19 protein-coding genes are annotated in these 24,082 nt (G+C 56.8%); 10 read left to right on the forward strand and 9 right to left on the reverse strand.

All coding sequences use genetic code 11. The features are described from left to right. Positions 1–45 precede the first annotated feature (45 nt). Positions 46–1,836: a gamma-glutamyltransferase gene (gene ggt, locus ACHZCJ_RS01050; RefSeq protein ID WP_321323128.1), complete on the reverse strand. Its 1,791-nt coding sequence runs from the start codon at positions 1,834–1,836 to the stop codon at positions 46–48. A 233-nt stretch (positions 1,837–2,069) separates the two neighbouring features. Here ggt and ACHZCJ_RS01055 point away from each other — a divergent pair, with 233 nt between their 5' ends. Both ACHZCJ_RS01055 and ACHZCJ_RS01060 read left to right on the forward strand, forming a co-directional pair. Then, on the forward strand, positions 2,070–2,762 hold the full coding sequence (locus tag ACHZCJ_RS01055; RefSeq protein ID WP_321323130.1) for a sulfotransferase: 693 nt from the start codon (positions 2,070–2,072) through the stop codon (positions 2,760–2,762). A gap of 349 nt (positions 2,763–3,111) precedes the next feature. Continuing rightward, positions 3,112–4,485, forward strand: a complete 1,374-nt coding sequence (locus ACHZCJ_RS01060; RefSeq protein ID WP_321323132.1) for a DEAD/DEAH box helicase — start codon at positions 3,112–3,114, stop codon at positions 4,483–4,485. 1 nt (position 4,486) lies between these two features. On the opposite strand, the gene ACHZCJ_RS01065 is transcribed toward ACHZCJ_RS01060, so the two are convergent. The 3 genes from ACHZCJ_RS01065 to ACHZCJ_RS01075 form a co-directional block, all read right to left on the reverse strand. Beyond that, positions 4,487–5,656, reverse strand: coding sequence for a CaiB/BaiF CoA-transferase family protein (locus ACHZCJ_RS01065; protein WP_321323134.1), 1,170 nt, complete (start codon positions 5,654–5,656; stop codon positions 4,487–4,489). A 12-nt stretch (positions 5,657–5,668) separates the two neighbouring features. After that, on the reverse strand, positions 5,669–7,123 hold the full coding sequence (locus ACHZCJ_RS01070) for a coniferyl aldehyde dehydrogenase (protein WP_159643556.1): 1,455 nt from the start codon (positions 7,121–7,123) through the stop codon (positions 5,669–5,671). Between the two features lie 98 nt (positions 7,124–7,221). Further along, positions 7,222–8,100, reverse strand: a complete 879-nt coding sequence (locus ACHZCJ_RS01075) for a CoA ester lyase (protein WP_159643554.1) — start codon at positions 8,098–8,100, stop codon at positions 7,222–7,224. 146 nt (positions 8,101–8,246) lie between these two features. Here ACHZCJ_RS01075 and ACHZCJ_RS01080 point away from each other — a divergent pair, with 146 nt between their 5' ends. The 5 genes from ACHZCJ_RS01080 to ACHZCJ_RS01100 are packed head-to-tail and all read left to right on the forward strand — an operon-like array spanning position 8,247 to position 13,803. Then, positions 8,247–9,263 (forward strand): glycosyltransferase family 2 protein, encoded by a 1,017-nt coding sequence (locus ACHZCJ_RS01080; RefSeq protein ID WP_321323137.1) that lies wholly within the window; start codon positions 8,247–8,249, stop codon positions 9,261–9,263. A gap of 1 nt (position 9,264) precedes the next feature. After that, positions 9,265–10,164: a hypothetical protein gene (locus tag ACHZCJ_RS01085; protein ID WP_321323139.1), complete on the forward strand. Its 900-nt coding sequence runs from the start codon at positions 9,265–9,267 to the stop codon at positions 10,162–10,164. After that, positions 10,157–11,065 carry a sulfotransferase domain-containing protein gene (locus ACHZCJ_RS01090; protein WP_321323141.1) on the forward strand — a complete coding sequence of 303 codons (909 nt, stop codon included), beginning with the start codon at positions 10,157–10,159 and terminating at the stop codon, positions 11,063–11,065. Before ACHZCJ_RS01085 ends, ACHZCJ_RS01090 begins: the two co-directional genes overlap by 8 nt. Positions 11,066–11,101: 36 nt before the next feature. Next, positions 11,102–12,748: a hypothetical protein gene (locus ACHZCJ_RS01095; protein WP_321323143.1), complete on the forward strand. Its 1,647-nt coding sequence runs from the start codon at positions 11,102–11,104 to the stop codon at positions 12,746–12,748. A gap of 2 nt (positions 12,749–12,750) precedes the next feature. Further along, positions 12,751–13,803 carry a glycosyltransferase family 4 protein gene (locus ACHZCJ_RS01100; protein ID WP_321323146.1) on the forward strand — a complete coding sequence of 351 codons (1,053 nt, stop codon included), beginning with the start codon at positions 12,751–12,753 and terminating at the stop codon, positions 13,801–13,803. A gap of 9 nt (positions 13,804–13,812) precedes the next feature. Here ACHZCJ_RS01100 and wecC read toward each other — a convergent pair whose 3' ends face one another. Then, positions 13,813–15,111 (reverse strand): UDP-N-acetyl-D-mannosamine dehydrogenase, encoded by a 1,299-nt coding sequence (gene wecC / locus ACHZCJ_RS01105; RefSeq protein WP_321323148.1) that lies wholly within the window; start codon positions 15,109–15,111, stop codon positions 13,813–13,815. Positions 15,112–15,214: 103 nt separating this feature from the next. Next, a complete protein-coding gene (gene wecB / locus ACHZCJ_RS01110) occupies positions 15,215–16,345 on the reverse strand; it encodes a non-hydrolyzing UDP-N-acetylglucosamine 2-epimerase (RefSeq protein ID WP_321323150.1) in 1,131 nt (376 codons plus the stop codon). 110 nt (positions 16,346–16,455) lie between these two features. On the opposite strand from wecB, the gene ACHZCJ_RS01115 reads away from it, so the two are divergent. After that, on the forward strand, positions 16,456–16,797 hold the full coding sequence (locus ACHZCJ_RS01115; RefSeq protein WP_394699997.1) for a hypothetical protein: 342 nt from the start codon (positions 16,456–16,458) through the stop codon (positions 16,795–16,797). 34 nt (positions 16,798–16,831) lie between these two features. On the opposite strand, the gene ACHZCJ_RS01120 is transcribed toward ACHZCJ_RS01115, so the two are convergent. Next, entirely contained in the window at positions 16,832–17,899 is a 1,068-nt protein-coding gene (locus ACHZCJ_RS01120; RefSeq protein ID WP_321324956.1) for a mannose-1-phosphate guanylyltransferase/mannose-6-phosphate isomerase, read from the reverse strand. Between the two features lie 10 nt (positions 17,900–17,909). Beyond that, the gene (locus ACHZCJ_RS01125) at positions 17,910–18,713 is read right to left on the reverse strand and encodes a class I mannose-6-phosphate isomerase (RefSeq protein ID WP_321323154.1); all 804 of its coding nucleotides are present in this window, start codon (positions 18,711–18,713) and stop codon (positions 17,910–17,912) included. Between the two features lie 328 nt (positions 18,714–19,041). On the opposite strand from ACHZCJ_RS01125, the gene ACHZCJ_RS01130 reads away from it, so the two are divergent. Next, positions 19,042–20,967, forward strand: a complete 1,926-nt coding sequence (locus ACHZCJ_RS01130; RefSeq protein WP_321323156.1) for a nucleoside-diphosphate sugar epimerase/dehydratase — start codon at positions 19,042–19,044, stop codon at positions 20,965–20,967. 48 nt (positions 20,968–21,015) lie between these two features. Here ACHZCJ_RS01130 and ACHZCJ_RS01135 read toward each other — a convergent pair whose 3' ends face one another. After that, on the reverse strand, positions 21,016–21,873 hold the full coding sequence (locus ACHZCJ_RS01135) for an LD-carboxypeptidase (RefSeq protein WP_321323158.1): 858 nt from the start codon (positions 21,871–21,873) through the stop codon (positions 21,016–21,018). A gap of 34 nt (positions 21,874–21,907) precedes the next feature. Between ACHZCJ_RS01135 and ACHZCJ_RS01140 the strand changes: the two genes are divergently transcribed. Continuing rightward, positions 21,908–23,305 carry a glutamate ligase domain-containing protein gene (locus ACHZCJ_RS01140; protein WP_321323160.1) on the forward strand — a complete coding sequence of 466 codons (1,398 nt, stop codon included), beginning with the start codon at positions 21,908–21,910 and terminating at the stop codon, positions 23,303–23,305. The last annotated feature ends 777 nt before the right edge of the window (positions 23,306–24,082 follow it).

Consider the following 24,082-nt stretch of genomic DNA (forward strand, 5'->3'; position numbering starts at 1 on the left):
GTCATTCCCTTGAAAATTTCCTTTCGCACCGATCTCGCGCCGCCGTCAGTAACCGATCGCCTGACCGTCTTTCCGCATCTCCGTCGCACCGGTATAGACACCGCTTTCCGGATCCCGGCTGATCGCCTGATAACCACCAAACATGATTCCGTCGTCAACGGTTTTGACGATATGGCCCATGGCTTGGAGCCGTTCGACGGTTTCTGGCGAAATGCCCGGCTCGACATGGACTATACCCAGAAGATCGGCGCCGGTTCCCGCCAGATCGTCGGTCGGCTGGCGGCCGCCGTCATGGTTGAGGCGCGCGGCGTCGCCGGCTTCCTGCAGGTTCATCTCATAATCGACCAGGTTGATCATCACCTGGACATAGCCCTGCGGCTGCATGCCGCCGCCCATCAGGCCAAAAGACATGAAGGGTTTTCCATCCTTCTTCATGAAGGCCGGGATGATCGTCTGGAACGGCCGCTTGCCGGGCGCATAGGCATTGGGATGACCGGCATCGAGCGAATAGAGCTCGCCGCGGTCCTGAAACATGAAGCCGAGCCCGTCGGCAACGAGACCGCTGCCCATGCCGCGATAGTTGGACTGGATCAGCGAGACCATCATGCCGTCCTTGTCGGCAACGGTGAGATAGGTTGTGTCGCCTTCGCCTTCCAGCTTGGGCTCGCCCGGGCCGAATTCTGCCGTGGCTTTTGCCGGGTCGATCAGCGCAAAGCGCTCTTTGCCATAATCATCCGACAGCAGCCATTCCAGCGGGGCAGGGGAGGCCTCCGGATCGGCGTAGAAGCGCGCGACATCTTCAAAGGCCAGCCGTTTGGCTTCGGTAATATAATGCAGCACCTCGGCGCTGCCGCGCGGCCATTGGGCGAGATCGACATTTTTCAGGATATTCGCCATCTGCAGCGCCGCGAAGCCCTGCGAATTGGGCGGCAGTTCACACAGTTCATAGCCTTTGCGATAGGAAACGCAGCCGGGTTCGACCCACAGGCTGCTGTGCGCGGCAAAATCCTCGTAGCGGAGATTGCCGCCAATCCGCTTGAAATAGCTGTCGATGGTCTTGGCAATGTCGCCCTTGTAGAAGGCATCACGCCCTCCGGCGGCGATTTTGCTCAACGTATTGCCGAGATCGGGGTTTTTGAAAATCTCGCCGGCCTTGGGTGCGCCTTGTTTGAAATAGGTGGCCCGCGCATTGTCGAAATCACCGATCATATCGAGGCTTTGTTCAAACCGTTCCAGATTGCGTTCGAGATAATGACCGATTACCGGCGCGACCGGATGGCCCTCGTTGGCATAGGATATGGTCGGCGCAAGGATATCGGCCATGCTCAGCTTGCCGAACTTGCCGTGCATTTCGAACCAGGCATCGACGGTGCCGGGAACGGTGACCGGCATCGGGCCGAATGGCGGTATGGTCTTGCGGCCTTTGAGCTGCTTGATAAACTGTTTGTAGCTGGTCCCCATGGGGCTTTTGCCGGAGCCGTTCAGGCCATAGAGTTTCTGCGTCTCCGGATCCCAGATGATCGCGAACAGATCACCGCCAATGCCGTTGCCAGTCGGCTCCATCAGGCCCAGCGCCGCATTGGCCGCAATCGCCGCATCGACCGCGGAGCCGCCTTTCTTGAGAATGTCGATGGCGATCTGGCTGGCCAGCGGATGGGCCGTCGCCGCCATGCCATGCTGGGCATGGACCGGGCTGCGTGACCAGATCGCTCCAACCGGCCGCCCGCCCGCGCCGATCTCCAGTGCAGGCTTCTCCGGAGCCGCTGTTTCCTGCGCGGCGGCTGGACAGATTGTGAAGGCTGCCAGGGTCATGGCGGAGAGAATCAGGTGGCGCATAATTTCATCCATCTCGCTGAAAGATTTCCGCTATCATTGGCGGGTTGTCATGCCCGCCACTCTAGACACTATGCCTATAGCATCAAGCCGGAACTGTGGTGAAATCACCAGTCGCGCCAAGCGAACGCTCCGGGGTCGTTTAATTCCTGTAGAAGCCACGTGATTTTCCGGTTTGCAATCGCGCGACATTAACCTCATAACGCTATCGAGGGGTGGCAAGATCGGGGGATTATATGTCATTGAAAGTGATTGGTGCCGGACCGGGTAGAACGGCGACCTTTTCGATGAAATTTGCGCTAGAGCATATTGGTTACGGTCCCTGCTACCATATGGTTGAAGTGTTCCGGAACGCCCGGCGCACTATCCCGCTGTGGCAGAATGTGGTCGACGGCAAGCCGGACTGGGACAGCATTTTTGCCGGGTATAGCTCTGTTACCGATAATCCGGCCTGTGTCTACTGGCGCGAGCTGGCCGCATTCTATCCGGAAGCGAAGGTCGTGCTGACCGTGCGGGATGCTGATGCCTGGGTTGAGTCCTGCAACGAGACGATCAATTCCCAGCGCATGCTCGCTTCTCTTGAAGGCAGCGACCTGCTGCAGATGCTGCAAGGCACCTATTTGCGGCAATTTGGCGAGCATATGAATGATCCCGCATGGATGGCTGACTGGTACCGCTCGTATAACGAGGAGGTGATCAATAATATTCCGTCCGACCGTTTGCTCGTATTCCATCCGAAGGACGGATGGGAACCCTTGTGCGATTTCTTGGACGTGCCCGTTCCGCCGGAACCCTTTCCGCGGGTCAACAGCCGCGACGAACTTGGCGGCGCATCGGATGAACAGGGGGGCTTGCCCGCTGATCCCGAGCAGCTTGAGATCTTCGCCGGGGGGTATATCGACGAGCTTCGCCGGAAGGCGTTTGCGTGAGTGTCGTCGCGGCCAGCGAACCAGTCGACTGTTTCTGACCGGTCGTTGCGGGCCCCGTGTTGCCCGCACCATCGCCACGAAATCGGCAATATGGCCGAACCAGATCATCACAACGCTTGACTTAATCGCGGAACCACCTATGTTGCATCGCAGCAAGGGCGGCAATATCGATTGACCGTCTGGCGGAAGTTCTGCGTGAGAGGTGGCAAGATCATCTCGAACCTATCGCCTTCATTGCTTCTTTCTTTCCGGCAGCCTGATCACGCGGGTCGTCTTAACAGACGGCGAACACGCGTATAGCTTCCATGCTGTGCGCTGGACACTTGCTGCTATTACAAGGTATATACAATTGACCAAATTTTCTGATTTCGCACTGGCGGAACCTATTCAACAACGCGTGGCCGAAGGCGGCTACACAACTCCGTCCCCGATCCAGCAGCAAGCCATTCCCCCGGCGCTGGAAGGCAAGGACATTCTCGGCATCGCGCAGACCGGAACCGGCAAGACCGCCGCGTTCTCGCTGCCGTCGATCCATCATTTGCTGAACAACAAGAAACGTGCCGGCCGCTTTGAATGCCGGATGCTGGTGCTCGCGCCGACCCGGGAGCTGGCCCGCCAGATTGCCGACAGTATGATCGGCTATTCCAAGGGCCTGGGCATTTACGTGACCTCGGCTTTTGGCGGCGTGCCGATCAACCGGCAGAAACGCGTGCTCGAACGCGGCGTCGACGTATTGGTGGCAACGCCCGGCCGTCTGCTTGACCTGGTCGACCAGCGCTATCTGAATCTCAGCAAGGTCGAAATTCTGGTGCTCGACGAAGCCGACCAGATGCTGGACCTCGGCTTCATCGTACCGCTGAAGAAAATTGTGCCGTTGCTGCCCAAACAGCGCCAGAGCCTGTTCTTTTCGGCGACCATGCCGAAGACGATCTCGCAACTGGCCGACCAGTTTCTGACCAACCCTGTACAGGTGTCTGTTGCGCCGCAGTCGACGACCGCCGAGCGGGTCGACCAGAAGGTCACCTATATCAACCAGGACGACAAACAGCGTTTGCTGAAGGATTTCATCAACAAGGAGAATCCCGACCATATGCTGGTCTTCACCCAGACCAAACATGGCGCCGACAAGGTTGTGAAGAATCTGATGGCGGTCGGGATCCATTCTGCCGCGATCCACGGCAACAAGAGCCAGCCTCAGCGCGAGCGCGCCCTGGGTGACTTCAAAAAGGGCAAAATCAACATTCTTGTTGCCACCGATATTGCCGCGCGCGGTATTGATGTCGACGGTGTTTCCCATGTGATCAACTTCGATATGCCCAATGTGTCGGAACAATATGTTCACCGTATTGGCCGGACGGCGCGGGCAGGGGCGAGCGGCATTTCCTATTCGCTGGTCGCACCCGACGAGCGCCAGTTCCTGCGCGATGTGGTCAAGTTGACCGGTGTGAAGCCGGAGGTGATCGCTCTGCCAGAAGGCTATGACGAACCACCACGCGAAGAAGTTGCGCCGCGGATATACGGTCAGAAGCCCAAGAAATATGGCGCAAAACCGACGCGCAGCGGACCACCGAAAAACAAGCATAGCTCCCGCAAGGGACGTCCGGGTGGCGGCGGTTCAGGTCGTGGTGGCCCGGGTTCGGCTGCGAAGAGCGACGGACCGAAGCACTGGAACAATGGTGCAAAGTCGTTCAAACGCCGTCAGGCGCGCAAGGCCGACGCCTAGGCTAATCCGAGATCAGCGCCTTGCTTTGTGCAAGCGCGCTGATTTCCTGATCATCCATATCCAGCCAATCCCGAAGCGCGGCGACATTATGTTCGCCGCGCTTTGCGGTTCTGGCATTGCTGTCTATGCCGCTTTTCGATTTCGAGAAACGATAGGGGGACTGGATGGTGCGGCGTGGATTTCCGACATCATCGGTCACATCGACGACCACACCATTCGCTTTCACGCTGGGCTGCTCGTAGATTGCAGGCCCAAAGGGATGGACTTCGCCCCAGGCGAGATTGAGCCGGTCGAGCGTGGCGGTGAGCGCCGCAAAGCTCTCATGCCCCAGGATATGCTGCTCCATGGTCTCGCGCCTTAACCGAACCTTGGTTTCAATATCCGCTCCCTCCGGGGTCGGGTCGGCAAGGCCACCGCGGGTCGAGAACATCACCCACATCCATTTCATATCGCCGGTGATCAGTATCTTCCGGTTTTCGGGTGCATCCCAGACGCTATTTTCTTCCGGTTTCGGCCATGCGTCCTCTAGTGCCCAGTAGGCATAATCGTCGACGGAATGGAGCACGTTGATCATCGCCAGATCGATATGCTGTCCGTCGCCTGTCTTGTCCCTGACGCGCAAGGCGGCAAGAATGGCCACGATACCGTGGAGCGAGCTGTAGCTGTCTGCAACCGCAAGCTGGATATCGGTAGCTTGCCCGCCGCTCATTTCCTGCTGTCGCGCAATCAATCCGGTTTCGGCATGCAGCACGGGCGCATAGGCCGCCTTGTTCCGGTCCGGTCCGGTTTGGCCATAGCCCGAAATGGACAGCATGATCAGCCCGGGATTGACCTTCGAGAGGTCCTCCCAGCCAATCCCGAATTTGTCCATCACGCCCGGGCGGAAATTTTCGGCAACGATATCGGCCTCGGCGGCCAGCTTGAGAATCAGCGCGCGCGCACCATCGGCTTTGAGGTCGATACAGATATTCCGTTTGCCGATATTCTGTTGCAGATAATAGCCGCTGGCTCCTTCTACGGGATTTCCGAGCTTGCGCGTGACATCGCCTTCCGGCGGCTCGATCTTGAGCACTTCTGCGCCAAGATCCGACAGCATGCGCGTGGCATAAGGTCCCGCAACCACGCGCGTAAAATCAAGGACTTTCAGCCCCGCTAACGGAAAATCTGCCATATTTGCCTGACGTTATAGCTTCATCTGCTGTTTCATTGTCTTTTCCGTACCCGCGCCATAAGGGGGAAGGAAACCAGCAATTTTGGCAATATTGATCTTCGGCTGGCGGAAGACGGCTTTCGCATGGCTGAATTCCTTGAAGCCGTCCGGACCGGTATAGGCGCCCATGCCGGAAGGTCCGATACCGCCGAAGGGCAGATCATGCTGGGCGACGTGGAAAACCACGTCATTGACGGTAACACCACCGGAAATGGTCCGGTCCAGCACCTTGCGCTTGTCGCTTTCGGTGTCACCGAAATAATAAAGACCGAGCGGCCGGTCATGGTCGTTCACATAGTCGATCACTTCATCGAGATTGCGATAGGTCTTGACCGGCAGCACCGGACCGAAAATCTCTTCCTGCATCACGCGCATGTCGTCATTGACATTCTGCAGCACGGTTAGCGGCATCTTGTTGCTGTTGGTATTGGAGAAATCTTCGTCACCGGGATTGATCACGGTCTGCTTCGCGCCCTTTTTGACGGCATCGTCGATCAGCCCCTGCAAGCGTTCCTTGTGCCGGCCGTTGATGACAGATGTATAGTCGTCATTGCCGATCAGCGTCGGATATTGTTCCGCGACATTGGAGGCAATGCCTTCGACAATCGCTTCTTCCTTGTCCTGCGGCACCAACAGATAGTCGGGTGCCAGACAGATCTGTCCGGCATTCATCATCTTGCCCATGGCGATCCGCTGGGTTGATTTCTCGATATCGGCGTCCGGTCCGATGATGGTCGGCGACTTGCCACCCAGTTCCAGTGTCACCGGTGTCAGATTTTGTGCCGCGGCTGCCATCACATGTTTGGCGATCCCGCCACCGCCGGTAAAGATCAGGTGATCCCAGGGGATTTCGGAGAAGGCCTTGCCGGTATCCGGCCCGCCGGTGATTACGGTCATCTCCTCCGGCGCGAAATATTCGGCCACCAGCTTCTTTACCAGTTCGCCGGTTTCGGGCGTAAATTCGGAAAATTTTATCATGACCCGGTTGCCGGCACCAAAGGCGCCGATCGCTGGATCAAAGGCGAGATTGATCGGGAAGTTCCACGGAGAGATCACGCCGACCACGCCCTTGGGCTGATATTCGACCTGGCCGCTGGCTCCGAGCAAACCGAGCGGGAAATCCATTTTCCGCTTCTCGGGGCGCATCCATTTTTTCAGATTTTTCTTGTGATCCTTGGCATGGCCGACGATCGACATCAGGTCGGTCATCACGGTCTGGACGCTGCTGCGATGGCCGAAGTCGTTCGACACCGCCTGGCAAAGCGCATCCTGATTTTCGATGATCATCTTGGCAGTACGGTTGATCCGGTCCATCCGGGTCTCAAAGCTGACAGGCAGTTCGGCGTGAAACGCATCGCGTTGCGCCTGAAAAAGCTTCATGATTTCGTCTTTGCTGACTTCGCCGGCTGCTGCTTCCAATGCTTCCATATCTGCTCTCCAAAGGGCAGGGCTTCAACGCCCCGTCCCGTTCCATTTCAATTGGCCACTTAAACTATGTTTTTGGCGGCTTGTCGAGAGCGAAGCGTTTATTTTGCCAGTGCCTCGATGGCTGCGGCGGTGGCGACAAGCTGCCTGGCCTGCTTGAGGTGGAGCAATTCGGTCATTTTGCCGTCGACGACAATCACGCCCTTACCGGCATTGACCGGATCCCTGAACGCGGCGATGATTGCCTCGGCTTCGGCAAGGGCCTCTGCTTGCGGGGCAAAGATGCGGTTGGCGGTTTCTATCTGCACCGGATGGATTAGCGATTTGCCGTCAAATCCCAGTCTCCGGGCTTCCAGACATTCTGCTTCGAGACCGTCCGGATCGTTGAAATCATTATAGACGCTGTCGATCACTTCGATACCATAGGCGCGGGCAGCAATGACGGTCTGGGTCATGACCGAAGCAAAATTGGCGCGGTCGTGATCGGCATGCATCTCTTTGGCCAGATCATTGAAGCCCATGACAAAGCCGGTCAGCCGTTTCTGCGTCCCGAGCGCGGCAATTTGTGGCAGGTTGAGAATGGCGAGCGGCATTTCGATCATCGCCCAGAGTTTGCTGTTCCGCGCGGCGTCATATTCATCCATCAGATCGCTGATGGTCACGATATCTTCGGCAGACAGGATTTTTGGCACCAGCACCGCGTCGGCCCCGCTGCGGCAGGCTTTCTTGAGGTCCTGCGCAAACCAGGGGGTGTCGGTGGCGTTGATCCGCACGACCAGTTCCCGGTTGCCATAGGCACCGGACTGCAGGGCCGCGCAGGCTTGTTCGCGCGCGTCGTCCTTGGCATCCGGCGCAACGGCATCCTCGAGATCGAAGATAATCGTGTCGGCGGCGAGGCTTTTTGCCTTCTCCAGCGCCCGGCTGTTGGAAGCAGGCATGTAGAGGCAGGAACGGCGGGGGCGATAATTGGTCTGGGTCATGCTCCTTCCGTATCATCTCACCTGCCAGACGCAAAGCCAGTTATTCCGGAGATATATACGCTTTGTTAACCATAGGCTTTTAGGACATTTTTAACCGAATAATCCGGCGTGCGAAAACGGCCGAAAACCAGAGGAACCGGCGTCTTATGAAGCTGATTATCCAGATCCCCTGCTTTAACGAAGCGGAAAGCCTGCCCGAGACCCTGGTGGCGCTGCCGCGACAGATTGACGGTATCGACACAATCGAAATCCTGATCATCGATGATGGTAGCACCGATAATACCAGTGATGTCGCAACCCGCTTCGGGGTGCATCATATTGTGCGGCACCGGACCAATCGCGGTCTTGCCGCCGCATTCCAGTCCGGTATCAACCGGGCGCTGGCCGAAGGCGCCGATATCATCGTCAACACCGACGCCGACAACCAATATGAAGGCCGGGACATCGGCAAGCTGATTGCGCCGGTTCTGGCCGGTGATGCCGATATTGTTGTCGGCGACCGCGGTGTCCGGAACAATGCGCATTTCGGTCCGTTCAAACGGCTGCTGCAGAGGTTCGGCAGCGCGACGGTCAAGAGACTATCCAACACCCATATTACCGATGCGGTCAGCGGATTTCGTGCGATCAGCCGGGCTGCGGCGCAGAAAATCAATATCACATCCAGCTTTTCCTATACCACGGAAATGCTGATCCAGGCCGGTCGGAAACGGATGGCAATCGTCTCCGTTCCGATCCGCACCAATGGCGCGGTCCGCCCGTCACGTCTGTTCAAGTCGGTGCCGCAATTCATCACCAATACCGGCGCGACCATGATCCGCTCCTATGCGATGTATAATCCGCTAAAGGTTTTTGTGCTGGCTGGAGCTGTCTCCGCGCTGATCGGGGTGACGCCGATTATCCGCTTCCTCTATTTCTATGCAATCGGAGAGGGCGGCGGACATATCCAGTCGCTAGTGATCGGCGGCTCGCTCATCGTTCTGGGTGTTGTCGCAATCATGTTCGGCGCCGTCGCCGATCTGGTCGGCCGCAACCGTCAGCTGCTGGAGCAGACGCTGGAGAGACTGCATAAGCTGGAGGACAAGCTGGACGGCAAGACCGGCTTCATTAAGCCCGTCGAGACAGATATTGAGAAAGATATGCTGGCCGAGCAAAAGCGGGCCTGACATGGCTTCGATGCTCTTGGATATTCCCTATTGGCGCTCGCGGTCCCAGCCGATACGAGACTGGTTGCAACGCCATCGCAAGCCACTCACTCTGGTGGCGGGTGTCATCTTCTTTGCCGGTATCATCTGGTCGCTCCGTGACTTGCGGCTCGGATTGGATGATATCGCATGGGGACCGCTGGCGCTGCTGGCCTTCGTTCTTGTCCCCTTTTCGCTTCTGTACGGCGGGAGCGGGTTGCAGCTTCTTGCCAAGGTCGCTGGATTGAAAATGACCGCATCCTTTGCTTTTCGCCGGTCCGCTCTGGCTCAGCTCGCCGAGATCTTGCCAGTACCCGGCGGTGCGATAGTGCGTGCCGGAGCGCTGATGTCTGTTGGCGCGAAGGTCGGGGAGGGGGCTGTTCTGGTCCTCGCGGCGGCGTTTCTCTGGATTGCCATCGCGGCTTCGGGTGCCGGAATTGCCATTTATGCCAATGGTGAGAACTGGGGGTGGGCGATTATATTGTCCGGTACCATGGTCACCGCGTCCATTCTGATCTGGATCGGCAATCGGGCTGGCTGGATCGCGGCATTGCAAATTCTGGCCCATCGGCTCTTTGGAATCGCGCTTACCGCGCTGCGGGTCGTTTGTGCTTTTGCGGTCATCGGAACATTTCTACCTTTTGAAAGCGGCCTGCTCTTCGCCTTCGCGACGATCGCCGGGTCTGCCGCCGCCATCGCACCGGCCGGGCTTGGCATCAGCGAGATTTTTTCAGCGGCTCTGGCCCCGGTCGTTTCGATTCCTCCTGCGACGGCATTTCTGGCCGTTGCCATGAACCGTATGGTCGGATTGTCCGTCACCGCCTTGTTCGTATTGTTCACCGGCGGCGGCAAGCCCGAGCCAGGAGGCGAAGCCGTTGAGTAAAGATCTTGTTTTCATCGCTTCAGGCGGACGGACCGGCACCCAGTTCCTCGGCGATCTTTTGGCGACGATCATCGAGGATTGCTGGTCGGAACATGAAGCCGACATGTTCGCCGGATTTAACGCCAAATCCTGGCAACGGATCCAGGATTTCGGACTATGGCATATGGTCATTGGCCGGGCACTCGGCCAGACCGGGCTACGTGCGGCCGGCACGAAATTCCTCACCGGTGAGGCTGATATCAGCAAACTGGCGGAAAAACTCCGACGCCAGCGATCGTCTTATCATGCCCGGATCGACGAGAATCTGGTCATAGAAAGTTACTGGCGCTGGTGGATGTTCTCCGGTGAAATGGCACAAATCTGGCCAGGAGCAAAGACGATCGGGATCATTCGGGACCCGAAAAGCTGGATCAGTTCCTGGCTGGCACATGACAAGTCCCATTCGGGGACGCCCTGGACATATTATTTCCCTCCGGGGCCGATTACACCGGCCAGAATAGGGGATGCGGAATGGACGAAACGCTGGAACCGCCTCAGCCCGGTTGGCCGTTTGGCATGGGAATGGCGTGAAATTTACCGGCGTATCGACGCGGCGGCGCAGTCTGCCGATAATACGATGATATTCCGTTTTGAAGATCTGTTTGATCGGGAAACGGGCGCGATGGAACGACTGGTGACATTCGCGTCCTCGCACGGTGGCAGACAATATCACACCGGTAATGTGGACGATATCATGCCATCGGTCCGCAATGCGAGCGGCAACCGGAAGGATGCGTGGAAGAGCTGGTCCAGCCAGGACAAGGCTATCGTTGACGAGCTTTGCGGCCCGTGGATGGATAAATATGGCTATGCACGGATGGCCATCGCTTCACCGGTCCGGGAATCTTCCCTTGCTCAGTGATATTTGCCAGCCCAGCCTTTGGATCGAGATCGCCCGATGAATATTGTCCCTGAGCAAAATGCTGAAAGCGCAAAACAGAGATACCTCATTTCAGGCGTCCTGATTGCAGTTGTGTGCTGCCAGATCTGGCTGATCTTCCAGAAAGCGATAAACTGGGACGAGTTTCTCCACTTCGGGCAGATATACGAACTCGCCGACGGTCGGCTCAGTGGCAGTTTGCAATCCCTGCATGTACGGTTGTTTGGCTGGGCAGCGATGGCCGCCGAGAACGTGATCACGCAAATCCAGATTGCCCGAATCGCCATGCTGGTTTGCGTGTTGTTTACGACCGGATGTATTGTGCTTCTATCTCGGCGGCTGGTTGATGGTGAAACAGCCCTGTTGTCCGGGCTGGTCTATCTGACCGCAGGTTTTGTCTTTACAAACGCCTTTACCTACCGCCCCGATCCGGTTGCGGCGGCCGCCCTGATGGGGGCACTTTCTCTGCTGGTTTTCGGTTCATTTTCCTGGAAACGTGTCATTCTGTCGGGCCTGCTCGTCGGTCTCGCGGGGGCGCTTACGATTAAAAGCGTATTCTACGCGCCGTGCTTTGCCGCCGTTGCATATCTGCAGTGGCGCGACACCACCGATGGCCGGTTCCATATCGTTTATCGGTCGACGGCGGTGCTGGTCGTAGCCATGTTTGCGTTTGCGCTGATCGTCGGGTTGCACGGATCAAATCTGCCAGCGGCTTCAACCCAGGGGAGCAGTCTGGGTGGCAAGATAGACAGTTTCCTGCGCTTCTTCGAGTTTGAGCAGATACGATATGTTCTTGCGGAGATGGCTCTGGCCCCGCTGCTGACTCTCGGCCTCATCCTGCTTGTTCCGGTCGCGAGCGGATTGCCGAGAAACATCAAAATCCTGTTGTTGGGCCTGTGCGGGCCATTGCTTTGCATCCTGTTCTACCGCAACACATTCCCCTATTTCTTTACATTCCTGCTGCCACCGGTTTGCGTAGCAATCACGCCGGTGCTGGCACAGCTGGTGAGGCGCTATGGCTTCTTGCCCGTCATAATCGTCAGTCTGTTTGGTCCGGCATTCCTGCTGGTGAACGAGCCCTATGGCACCCTCGAACGGCAGCGGGCAACGATCAGCGAGATTGAGCGCCTGTTCCCCGAACCGACATCTTATCTGTCCTATTCCAGCTATATGCCGGAATATCCGCGCCAATTCCGGTCCCTTATCTCCGGGGTCGCTCTGGGTCGCTATTGGCAGGAGCGCGAGGGTCAGATCGCCCGGGATATAGAAGACGGCCGGATCGCCTTTGTCATCGCGACCGGCGATGCGCTTGATCTGGTCTATCAGACTGACGGACCAGCCCCGCTGTTGCCCGCCAGCGATGTAGCGGCGCTGCGCAGCAATTTTCTGCGCTACAGCGATACGATTTTTATCGCGGGCAAAAACGTCTGCTCGCAGGGGGAAGAGCAAGAATTGCGCATATTCCGCAGCGGGGTCTATTCGGTCGATGGGGGCGATCTTGTCATCGACGGCCGACATATCGCCGATCAGCATAGTGTTTCGCTCACCGCAGGAACGTATCTGGCGGGCCCTGTACAGGGCGGCTGCGTCAAATTATGGGCGCTCGATCATGTTCCGGAACTGCCGGAAGATTTTCCGGAAGGACCGATAGCGGGAGGATTTTGATCGTGCGCGAAAAACCAGAGGAACACGATGTCCGCTTCATCACCCGAAAATGGGCGCCGGCCATGGGTGGGATGGAAACCTATTGTCTTCGCCTGACGGAAGAACTCGGCAAAACCCACCGGCTGGACATAATCGCTCTGCCCGGACAAGCCGATGGCGCTGTTCCGTCAGTGGGCGCGCTGATCGGTTTCGGCGTGAAGACCGCGGTCCGTCTGCTTTTCGCCAGACCGGCGAAAATCGTGCATCTGGGCGACGTAGCGATCTGGCCGCTGGGTTGGATCGCATCGTTGCGCCATCCGCAGAGCCGCGTCATATTGTCGGCACACGGCTCGGACCTGAATCTTGCGACAAAGAATAATCTCCCGGGCAGGCTTTATGCGGCCTATGTCAAAACCGGTGCCCGGATGATGCGCCGGTCACGGTTGATCGCCAACAGCACGTGGATCGCCGAACTGGCGGAGCAATTGGGCTTTGCGAATGTAGACAAGGTCGCGCTCGCCACGGATATGCGCTCCGATAATGTCTCTGATGCGCATAACGGATGTCTGTTTTTTGCCGGCCGGATTACGCCCAGCAAAGGTTTGTCCTTCGTCGTCAACGAGGTACTGGCGCGGATGGAATCTCCACCGGGAATAAGGGTTGCGGGCACAATCTGGGATGAAAAGGAGGCGCAGACGCTGGATTCGCCTCTGGTCGAATATCTGGGCAAGCTCGCACCCGAAAAGCTGATGGCGGAATATGGACAAGCCATGGCTGTCATCGTGCCCAGTCTGGGCAAGGAAGGTTTCGGACTGGTAGCCGCCGAAGCTGCCGCTTGCGGGGCTGTTGTCATTGCGTCCGATCATAGCGGTCTGGCAGAGGTGGTTACGCCTGATATTGGTCTGGTCGCAGATATTGATTCGCCGGATCAGTGGATCGCGGCGATCGAGAAAGTTCGCTCCTGGACAAGCGGCAAACGTGCTGCCTACACCCGGGATGCGCAGTCAGTGGCCAGCGCGCGCTACAACTGGGACCGGGTAGCCGAGGAAACGGTGGCGGTTTACGAAAAAGCCTGAGTCGACTGATCAGCTCGCCAGTCTCAATCCGCCGACCGCGTCCCGATTGTCCGGCTGGTCCGGCCAGATTCCGCGCGTGTCATAGACGACCTTGTCGGCGCGCTCGTCGAGCGGGATCGATTTGAACATGTCGTGATCGGTAAGCGTGATCATGATCGGGCAGTTTTCCAGCGCCTGGTCGATGTCGATCAGTTCCGCGCCGGTGCCCTCGAACGCGGCTGGCAGTTCGCTGGCATAGGGCTCGACGATCTTTATCCTGCCGCCATAGCGCCGCGCCAGTTTGGCGGCGATCTTCAGGGCAGGGCTCTCGCGGAAATCATCGATATTCGCTTTGAACGCCAGACCGAAACAGGCGACGGCAACCCCGGGCAATTCGTCGATCAGCAGCGAAGCCTGTTCGAGGACATGGCCGGTCTTGCCGTCATTCACATCGCGAGCGATGCGGATCAATGGCGACTGTTCGGGTGCGCTGTGGATGATGAACCAGGGGTCGACCGCGATACAATGGCCGCCGACGCCGGGACCGGGTTGCAGAATGTTGACCCGAGGGTGACGGTTGGCGAGGCGGATAACTTCCCACACATCCAGATCCATATGATCGGCGATGATCGACAGCTCGTTGGCGAAGGCAATATTGACATCGCGATAGCTATTCTCGACCAATTTCGTCATTTCGGCGGCGCGCGCCGATGTTGTCACCAGTTCGCCGCGCACGAAGCGGCGGTAAAATCCGAGTGCCTTGCGCGCGCACCGCGGCGTGATACCACCGATGCTGCGGTCATTCTGGATCAGTTCCTCGAGTATCTTGCCCGGCAGCACCCGTTCAGGGCAGTAGGCGATGGCGATATCGGGTATCTCGTTGGACAGGCCGGGAATTTTCAGGTCCGGACGCAATTTCGCGATCAGGTCCCGCATCTTCTCGGTGGTACCGACGGGGCACGTCGACTCCAGAATCACGGTATCTCCCGCTTTCAGCGCCGCGGCGATATTGGTGGCCGCTTCCATCACATAGCTGGTGTCCGGGATATGGTCGGCGCCAAAAGGCGTCGGGACGGCGATCACAAAGACATCGGACGGTTCGACAAGCAGCGAGGCGCGCAGCGTGCCGCGCGAAACAACGCCTTGTACCAGTCCGTCCAGATCCACTTCCTCGATATGGATGCGACCCGAATTGATCGTTTCGACGACCTGTTCGTTGACGTCGATGCCGAGCACCGGGCATCCTGAACGGGCGATAACGGCAGCGGTTGGCAGGCCAATATAGCCGAGACCCATGACGCAGACGCTTGGTTTTTCTTCCGATAACATATGAGAGGCCACTCCACAGTGCGCCGATCCGGCGCGTTTTCTGCCGATTGCCTAGCCAATCATTGTAAATATTTAGGAAATATACGGATGGCCTGAAAAATATTCAGGTGGCAAGGCTGTCTTCGATGATGTCGGCAATCTGCCGGCTGGCCGTGCCGTCGCCAAAGGGATTGTGGGCCCGTGCCATGGCGAGATAATGCGCCTCGTCATCCAGAAGCCTGCTCGCTTCCGCTACCAGCACCGCTTCATCGGTTCCGACCAGCTTGGCGGTACCGGCCTCGACGCCTTCCGGCCGCTCGGTTGTGTCGCGCATCACCAGCACCGGTTTGCCGAGCGCCGGCGCCTCTTCCTGTACACCGCCGCTGTCGGTCATCATGAAGTGGCAATGGTTGAGGAGGCTGACAAAATTCGGATAGTCAAGCGGCTCGATCATCGCGACATTGTCAAGACCGCCCAGGGCATCCTGCATGATTGTGCGGACTTTCGGATTGAGATGCACCGGAAAAATCAGCGCAACATCGTTTCGCTTCGCGATTGTCCGGAGCGCGCTGGCAATATTGGTCAGTCCGTCGCCCAGATTTTCCCGCCGATGGCTGGTTACACCGATGATTTTCCGATCGCAAAATTTTTCATATAACTCGGCAAGACTCTGGTCCAGGCTATCGGAATCATTATATTTTTTGACGGTGGCTAGAAGCGCATCAATCACGGTATTGCCGGTGATATATATCTGATCCGCCGGAATATTCTCTTTTGCCAGAGCGTCGGCAGATGTCTTCGTCGGGGCGAAATGCTGATCGGCAATCGTGCCGATGATCTTGCGGTTTACCTCTTCCGGCCAGGGATGATAGATATTGTAACTGCGCAGGCCCGCTTCGACATGGCTGACGGGAATCTGGCGATAATAAGCGGCCAGCGCGCCGCACATTGCGGTGGCCGTATCGCCCTGGACCACGACCCGCTGCGGCTTTGTCTCGTCCAGTATCTGGCCGATCCCCGACAAAAGCCTGCCGGTAAGATCGTCGAGGTTCTGGTTGGCCTTCATCAAATCGAGGTCGAAGTCCGGGCGGATATCGGCAATATCCATCACTTGGTCGAGCATTTCCCGGTGCTGGGCGGTTACGCAGGTCACGGTTTCCAGACCGGTTCGTCCGGACAATGCCTGAACCACAGGAAACAATTTGATGGCTTCCGGTCTGGTGCCGAAAACGGTCAATATTTTGGGTTTTCTCATCGTCTCTTTTGTCATTCCGGCTGCCTAAACGCGTTTGGCTAAAATTTTCATAATGATATCATCTGCGATAATCGTTGACCCCGATCTCCGGCTAGCCCAATCGCGTGATGATGGATTGGTTTGAAATCAAAAACTGGCTGGAACTGTCAACCGGACTGCCGCGCGATTCGCTGCACATATACGCGGGCATCGGGGTTCAGCTGGCTGCGGCCCTCGTCTGTCGGCGATCGCTGGCTAGTCCGGTGCCATGGCTGTTCGTCGCGGTCGCGGCTTTTGCCAACGAATTTTATGATTTTAGTCAGATCGACGCCCCGCAGGATCGGAAGATTTCCTACATTGACGAAGCGGTCAGCGATATCTGGAATACATTGCTGTTGCCGACGTTATTTTTGATGATCGCGCGGTTCTGGCCGGATTGGCTGACCGGCAAGGCCGATGGCGACAGAAACTAGCGCCTGGCAGGCAGGGTAGCAATGCCTGACCCGTCTAGTCTTCGGCCTCAACCGTCTGCGCAATCGCTTTGACATTTTGCGACTGGCCGCGCGGCAGGATCATGACTTTGTTGCCGTGGGTTACAATGATCAGGTCATTCACGCCGTGAACCGCAACCTGGATGTCTTCGCTGTGAATCAGATTGTTGCCGGAATCGATAGTCACCGCATTGCCGACGATCGCGTTTGAATGTTCGTCCTTGTTCGAGATGTCGAAAAGGGCATCCCAGCTTCCCACATCCGACCAGCCGGGATTGACGGGGGTCACCGCCACTTTGTCCGCCCTTTCCATGATTGCATAGTCGATGGAGTCGCACGGGGCCGAGGCAAATGCATCCGGATCGGGATAGCAAATATCCCCGTCGCTTTGGTGCTTGTCCATGGCAGACCGGCAGGCAGCGAGAATTTCCGGAGCATATTGTTCCATCGCCGCCAGATAGCTGTCGGCTCGGAACAGGAATATCCCGGCATTCCAGTGATAGCCGCCTTCCGCCAGCATTTTCTCCGCATTTTCCCGGTTCGGTTTTTCGACAAATTTTCTGGCCGACAGGCTTCTGGCGCTGCCGACAATTCTGTCGCCCTGCTTGATATATCCATATCCGGTCGCCGGGCCGGTGGCTTCGATACCGAATGTCACCAGCCAGCGGGATTGCGCAACCGGTATCGAGGCAATCACGGATTTGCGGAAGGCTGCGAGATTTTCGATCATATGGTCGCTCGGCATCACCAGCAACAGATCCGTCGGATTTTCAGCCGACAGCGCGGCGAGGGCGATCGCAGGAGCGGTATTGCGAGGGCAGGGCTCGAGGATGATATCGCCGGACATCACGCCGACTTCCTGCATCTGGTCCCGGAGAAGTTCGATATGGCTGGCAGAACCCACGATGACCGGATTGCGGTACAGGCTCTGGTCCGCACAGCGCTGGAGGGTCAGTTGAAACATGCTCAGCGGGCCGAACAGGTTGAGAAACTGCTTCGGCTTTTCCGGGGTCGAAAGCGGCCATAGCCTTGTGCCGGAACCACCGGACAGGATGACGGGCGTTATCAGCGGATTTGAATGCATGGTCACTATCTCAACCTGTCACGCAGGCGATGAGGGTTTTTTTGTTTTTGGCCAGATCAATATCGGAATAATGCGCACAAATGCCGCATTCTCCCGCCTTGATAAGCTTGCCGCGGACGGTAACGGAACCTTCCAGCGGAATGACCTGCCATTCCTTGCTTGCGGTCTCCGCAACGATCCCATCGTCTGTGCCGATAATCTGAAACAGTCCGATCGGGGCATTGCTGATGAAGCTGCCGGTCTCGTCAGGCGCAATCTCGCTTGCATATTTCATGTCATAAGGGGCCAACTTGGCCACGCCGATCGCTTCGTCCAGATGCAGTTCGCGTGGCCGGCCATAGTCATACATACGGTATGTGATATCCACGTTTCGCTGGACTTCGACAAGTGAAATTCCCGGGCCGATGGCGTGGATCGTACCGGCCGGCACATGGAAAAAATCTCCCTTCTTGACCGGCTTCCAGTCAAGAAGTTGTTCAATCTCGCCCAATATTGTCGCAGTTTTCAATTTGGTCGCGCTGACGCTTTTCTTCAATCCAAGGCCGAGAATGGCATCCGGTTCCGCGTCCAGGATATACCAGCATTCGTCTTTGCCATGGGGAAACCCGACCCTGCGCGCCTGCCGGTCATTGGGGTGGACCTGAACGGACAGTTTTTCGCTGGTGAACAGATATTTCACCAGCAACTGCGGCGAGATACCTTTTGGCGCTTCATACCAGATTTCGCCAATCTTCTTGCCGTTCCCGCCATTGAATATGTCGGGCAGGCCTTCCTGCCCCCAGGGCTTCTCAACAAATTTTCTCTTCAGCTTCATATTCTGAAATTAGCGCTCACTGGTTTCAATCGATACTCGCATCCACGCGATCTGTTTGCGCAACTTCGAGCGGATTGTAAATGGCTCGCAAGGTGTCCGCTACGTTTCTGTTGCCGACCAAGGCGGATGTCTTTCGGAATTTTCCGGCCCAAAGACAGTATGATCTGCATAATTTCAGGTTTCTGGCTGGTTGGGCAGGGAGGCACTGCCGTCTTTTGGATAACAGAATATTAGTTGCTTTAAGTTGTTGGCTAAACAGCGCCTGTTGGGTAAATGCCTGTTTCGGCGTTGCAGCTTCAAGAATCCAAAAGCCAGCTTTGAGAGCCACATGATCGAGAATGTCACAGCCGTCATCACGTCGTTGCTGGAAAGAATAGCCCAGCTGTCACGATGGAAAAAAAGAGCAATCGTACTTTTGCTGGACGTCTTGCTTTGCGTGCAGTCGATCTGGATCGCTTATTCCCTGCGCATCGGTGTTTGGGTCTTGTGGGATATCGCCATTCAGAAAACCGTGCTGGTCTGCCTGTTGCTGATGATCCCGATTTTTATTCTGAGTGGCGTATATAATGCCATTTTCCGCTATGCCGGTACCGGCATGATGCGAACATTAGTGCGTGCATTCGCATTCTATTCAGTGGTGACGGCCATTGCATTTGCGGTTGCCGGAATGGACGGTGTGCCACGGACCATCGGGCTCATCCAGCCGGTGGTATTTTTCATCCTTGTCGGCTTTTCCAGGGTCGCCGGACGCTATCTCATGGTCGATATCCTGGGCCGGAACAGGTTCGCCGGTGTGGTAAGAAACGTACTGATCTACGGAGCAGGAAGTGCCGGCCAGCAATTGGCGGCATCGATGCGGTCGGAACCCGCCATGCGGCTTCGCGGCTATATTGATGACGATCACCGGCTGAATGGACAGCGGCTGGATGGCGACAAGGTCTTCTGGAGCGGTCATCTTCCTGATCTGATCCGCAAATATGAAATCACCGACATTCTGCTCGCCTTGCCGCGGATCAGCCGGAGAAAGCGCCGGGCAATCGTCGACCAGGTCCGCGAGTTCACGGTGCATGTCCAGACATTGCCGAACATGCAGGAAATAATCTCCGGAAAAATCGCCTTCAGCGATATTCGCGAACTGGAAATTGAAGATTTGCTCGGACGTGAACCGGTCAAGCCCAATGAACTGCTGTTCGGACGGACGATTGTCGGAAAGACGGTATTGGTTACGGGGGCCGGTGGATCAATCGGGGGTGAGTTGTGCCGGCAGATCGCGAGATCGGGTGCCCGTCGCCTGGTGATGCTGGATATCTCCGAATTCGCGCTTTATGAAATCGAGAAGGAACTGAAAAAGCTCGTTGCCAGTCAGGCTGCGGTGAATCTGGAACTGATCCCCGTTCTCGGTTCGGTCGTCGATACCAAAAGGCTGGATGAAATACTCGGCCTGTGGAAGCCTGACACCGTTTTCCATGCCGCCGCTTACAAGCATGTACCGCTGGTCGAGGCCAATCCTATCGAAGGCATCCGCAACAATATATTGGGAACAAAAGCTCTGGCTGCCGCTGCAAAAGCTGCCAAGGTCAAGGATTTCATCCTGATCAGCACCGACAAGGCTGTGCGCCCGACCAATGTCATGGGGGCGACCAAGCGGGCTGCCGAACAGATAGTCCAGAATTTTGCCGACGGTGCAGACGACACCAGATTCTCCATGGTGCGTTTCGGCAATGTCCTGGGCTCCAGCGGCTCCGTCGTACCGCTTTTCCGCAAGCAGATCGAGCAGGGCGGTCCGATCACCCTGACCGATCGCAAAGTCACCCGCTATTTCATGACCATCCCCGAGGCGGCGCAACTGGTGATCCAGGCGGCCGGCATGGCCAAGGGCGGAGAAGTTTTTGTGCTGGACATGGGCAAGCTGGTGAAAATCCAGGACCTTGCCGAAACATTGGTGCGGCTCTCCGGTTTGACGGTTCGCAACGAGACCAATCCCGACGGCGATATTGAAATTGTCGAAGTGGGGCTACGCCCCGGCGAAAAGCTCTATGAAGAGCTGATCATCGGCAACGACCCGCAAAAAACCCTGCATCCGCGGATTATGAAAGCGCATGAAACATTTCTATCTCAGGACATGCTGGACGCGCTGATCGATGACCTGCTGGATTGTCGTGATCCCGACCGTGCGATTGACACTCTAAAGTCGCTGGTGCCGGAATTTGACCACGGCCGGGACAATGAGGGCAATCTGGACAAGGCGTCCTGATCCCGGAACGAATGATTAGTCGACGCTGATAATCTCGTGACCGCTTAATCAGTTTTCCAGTCGCCCGAACGGCACGACCCGGTTCCGCACATCATGGCCGATTTCCGCCCGCCCGAGATAGGGGATTTCGTTGCCTTGGGCCCATCGTTTTACGATTTCTTCGGGATTCTCGCCAAACGGACGATCATTCTCGGGAATGTCGTCAACGCGTCCCAATTTTATTCCGGCAAGGCCCTGATCCGCAAGATTGCTGCACAAATGAAACATGGCGCGATCAAAGGCGTAGAGATATTCCGATATTTCCTCGATAATCAGGATATGATCCCGCAGATCCGGCATCAGCCTTGTTCCGGTCATCATGGCGAGCGTGATCAGATTGAACGCAACGTGATTCTGGCCGCTGATCAGGCCGGGTTCGATCGCATCCGGCTTTCCGTGCACGATCCAGTCAAGCGCTCTCCTAACGGCGACCTCGCCGCCGGACCTGCCAATGTCGGATGGCATCGGGCCATGCGCGACGTTGCCGATGCCGGCGCGATAGAGTGCGCCAAGCATATTGCCGGCATCGCTATATCCGAGATAGATCTTGTCACTGGCAATATCGTTCAGCCGGTTGACTGCGGCCTCCGCGATTCGGGCCGCGCCATAGCCGCCCCGGACGAACCATATGGCATCTATACCCGGATCATTGGCCAAAGCGACGAAACTGTCGGTCCGTTCTCTGTCGCTGCCGGCGAAATGTCCTTGCGTGAAAAAACATTGCTCATGGAACAATAGTTCCGCCTGTGGGTGGCTTTGCGCCGCAAGCGCGAGGACGCGATCAGCGGCGTCCCTGGTGAAAGGCGTTGATGGCGCACAAATGCCGATGCGGACTGGTCGGGAGATCGATTTTGTTCCTTGCGCCATTGCCAAACAGATGGAGAAGCAATAGCGCGAAAAAATGACCGAAGACAAATCCTATTATTTTTGCGGAATCGGTGGTTCCGGCATGTTGCCACTGGCAATGATCGTCAAAGCAGCGGGGGCGCAGGTCGCCGGATCGGACCGGGCTTTGGACCAAGGCCGATTGGCGGACAAATTCCGGTGGTTGCAGGACAGGGGGATCAAACTGTTTCAACAAGACGGCAGCGGTCTTGGCGAAGGCAGCCAGATACTGATTGCTTCCGCAGCCATTGAAGAAACCGTGCCCGATGTTGCGCGGGCGACGGCTCTGGGGTGCAAGCGTATGACCCGGGCGGAATTGCTGGCAGAGCATTTCAATGCCATGGCGAGCAGCATCGCCGTGGGCGGCACCAGCGGGAAATCCACGGTTACCGGGATGATCGGCTGGATATTGACCGAAGCCGGCCGCGATCCGACCATCATGAACGGGGCGGTGATGAAAAATTTCGCCAATGATGATGCGCCCTTCGCCAGTTCCCGCGTCGGGAGGAGCGCGCTTATGGTCAGCGAAGTCGACGAAAGCGACGGTTCCATCGTGTTGTTCCATCCCGAAGTCGCGGTGCTCAACAATGTCAGCCTTGATCACAAGAGCCTGGAAGAACTGAGAATATTGTTTGGTAATTTTGTCGCTAAGTCGCGCCATGCAATCTGGAACCATGATGACGTGGAATCGCAGGCTCTGATGGACGGGCTTGTGCTGCCGGACAGCAGCAGCTTCGGATTTCTCGAGGGTGCGGATTATCGGGCGGAACACGTCGAGGAGAAACCGCTCGGCAGCACCTTTATATTGCGTAATGGCGGTACCGACCATGCGGTATCCCTCCAGGTGCCCGGACGGCATAATATCGCCAATGCCCTGGCAGCGATCGCGGCAAGTTGTGCGATCGGGGTGCCGGTGGCAACGGCGATATCGGCGATCGGCACGTTTCAGGGACTGGCCAGGCGTTTCGATATTGTGGGGAGCGCGGAGGGCGTCACCGTGATCGATGATTTCGGTCACAATCCGGACAAGATCGCTGCCACGCTCAGGACATTGAAGGCGTTTCCCGGCCGGGTCATAGCCTTTTTCCAGCCGCACGGTTTTGGACCGATACGGAAAATGGGGGCAGAACTGGCATCGGTTTTTGCCGAATATCTTGATGGTGACGACCGCGTCATTCTGTGTGATCCGGTTTATTTTGGCGGCACGGTCGACCGGTCGCTGGGTAGCGAAACAATTGTCAACGCCATAAATGCGGCTGGCGGCAGAGCGGAATATATTCCGGTTCGCGAGGATTGCGGTGACCGAATGGCGGAACTCGCCGAATCAGGGGATAGAATCGTCGTCATGGGGGCCCGCGATGACACGTTGCACGGCTTTGCCGAGTCGATCCTGGCAAAAAGCGCCCGGAAATGATCTGGCTTTCAGACCGAGAAACGCGGGGCTTGGCAAATTCAGCCAGCGGATTTTGTCTCGGCCGGATATCTCCCCTTGTCGGCAGACCGGCGCGTAGCAACCACTACCGCTATCCTGCACCGGTGCAGAGCCAGTGATGGTGTGGCGAACGCTATTGGCCTTTTCCCGCGGCCGTTGATGTTGTATATTCAGCCATATCGCGAGTCATATGGCCATAATCCTGTGACACACGCCTTTTTCGATCCCGAGTAACCGTATCACAAGGCAAATTTTTGCGAGGATTTTGTTAACTATTGTGTAAAAAGAGTTAATCTTTCCGCCTTGTTATCTTAAGCATCTTGCAAAAAACCCATTTTTACAGTGACTTAAAAATCTGCTACCGTAACATTGTGTAACTTTAGCCGTGTCTAACTGCTTTTTCCGGCCGTGCTCCGTCACAAAGGATAGGCAAGTGGGGCAATACGGCTTTTTGCCTGTGGTAACCCAATCAAGCGCCACAGTTGCCCCGGCACTGGTGCGATATTCTGGTCAATATCGCACCGATTGTTCCTGATGGAGCGGGTAGACATTCTATCCGCTCCATCATCGGACAAGCGTCTGTCGGGCTCCCTCTTGCAAACCAATAGGTGAGATGCGTGATGCAGGTAGGTGGTTCGATAATGTGGAAAGTGAAAACCGATTTTTCTCGGTTGTTCCGCTCTTCCGAATTGCTCTCACTCTCTATTCTTGCAATCATGATACTGATCATATTGCCCGCTCTCGCTTCTGAAGCTTTTG

Source organism: uncultured Parasphingorhabdus sp. (assembly GCF_963677535.2).
Taxonomy (GTDB): domain Bacteria; phylum Pseudomonadota; class Alphaproteobacteria; order Sphingomonadales; family Sphingomonadaceae; genus Parasphingorhabdus.

Bases quoted from the DNA above. Each gene is read 5' to 3' on its own strand.
- ACHZCJ_RS01135 (WP_321323158.1), bottom strand. From the start codon at position 21,873: ATGGCGCAAGGAACAAAATCGATCTCCCGACCAGTCCGCATCGGCATT.
- ACHZCJ_RS01055 (WP_321323130.1), top strand. From the start codon at position 2,070: ATGTCATTGAAAGTGATTGGTGCCGGACCGGGTAGAACGGCGACCTTT.
- ACHZCJ_RS01120 (WP_321324956.1), bottom strand. From the start codon at position 17,899: ATGCATTCAAATCCGCTGATAACGCCCGTCATCCTGTCCGGTGGTTCC.
- ggt (WP_321323128.1), bottom strand. From the start codon at position 1,836: ATGCGCCACCTGATTCTCTCCGCCATGACCCTGGCAGCCTTCACAATC.
- ACHZCJ_RS01130 (WP_321323156.1), top strand. From the start codon at position 19,042: ATGATCGAGAATGTCACAGCCGTCATCACGTCGTTGCTGGAAAGAATA.
- wecC (WP_321323148.1), bottom strand. From the start codon at position 15,111: ATGTTATCGGAAGAAAAACCAAGCGTCTGCGTCATGGGTCTCGGCTAT.
- ACHZCJ_RS01125 (WP_321323154.1), bottom strand. From the start codon at position 18,713: ATGAAGCTGAAGAGAAAATTTGTTGAGAAGCCCTGGGGGCAGGAAGGC.
- ACHZCJ_RS01085 (WP_321323139.1), top strand. From the start codon at position 9,265: ATGGCTTCGATGCTCTTGGATATTCCCTATTGGCGCTCGCGGTCCCAG.
- ACHZCJ_RS01140 (WP_321323160.1), top strand. From the start codon at position 21,908: ATGACCGAAGACAAATCCTATTATTTTTGCGGAATCGGTGGTTCCGGC.
- wecB (WP_321323150.1), bottom strand. From the start codon at position 16,345: ATGAGAAAACCCAAAATATTGACCGTTTTCGGCACCAGACCGGAAGCC.
- ACHZCJ_RS01080 (WP_321323137.1), top strand. From the start codon at position 8,247: ATGAAGCTGATTATCCAGATCCCCTGCTTTAACGAAGCGGAAAGCCTG.
- ACHZCJ_RS01095 (WP_321323143.1), top strand. From the start codon at position 11,102: ATGAATATTGTCCCTGAGCAAAATGCTGAAAGCGCAAAACAGAGATAC.
- ACHZCJ_RS01065 (WP_321323134.1), bottom strand. From the start codon at position 5,656: ATGGCAGATTTTCCGTTAGCGGGGCTGAAAGTCCTTGATTTTACGCGC.
- ACHZCJ_RS01075 (WP_159643554.1), bottom strand. From the start codon at position 8,100: ATGACCCAGACCAATTATCGCCCCCGCCGTTCCTGCCTCTACATGCCT.
- ACHZCJ_RS01115 (WP_394699997.1), top strand. From the start codon at position 16,456: ATGGATTGGTTTGAAATCAAAAACTGGCTGGAACTGTCAACCGGACTG.
- ACHZCJ_RS01070 (WP_159643556.1), bottom strand. From the start codon at position 7,123: ATGGAAGCATTGGAAGCAGCAGCCGGCGAAGTCAGCAAAGACGAAATC.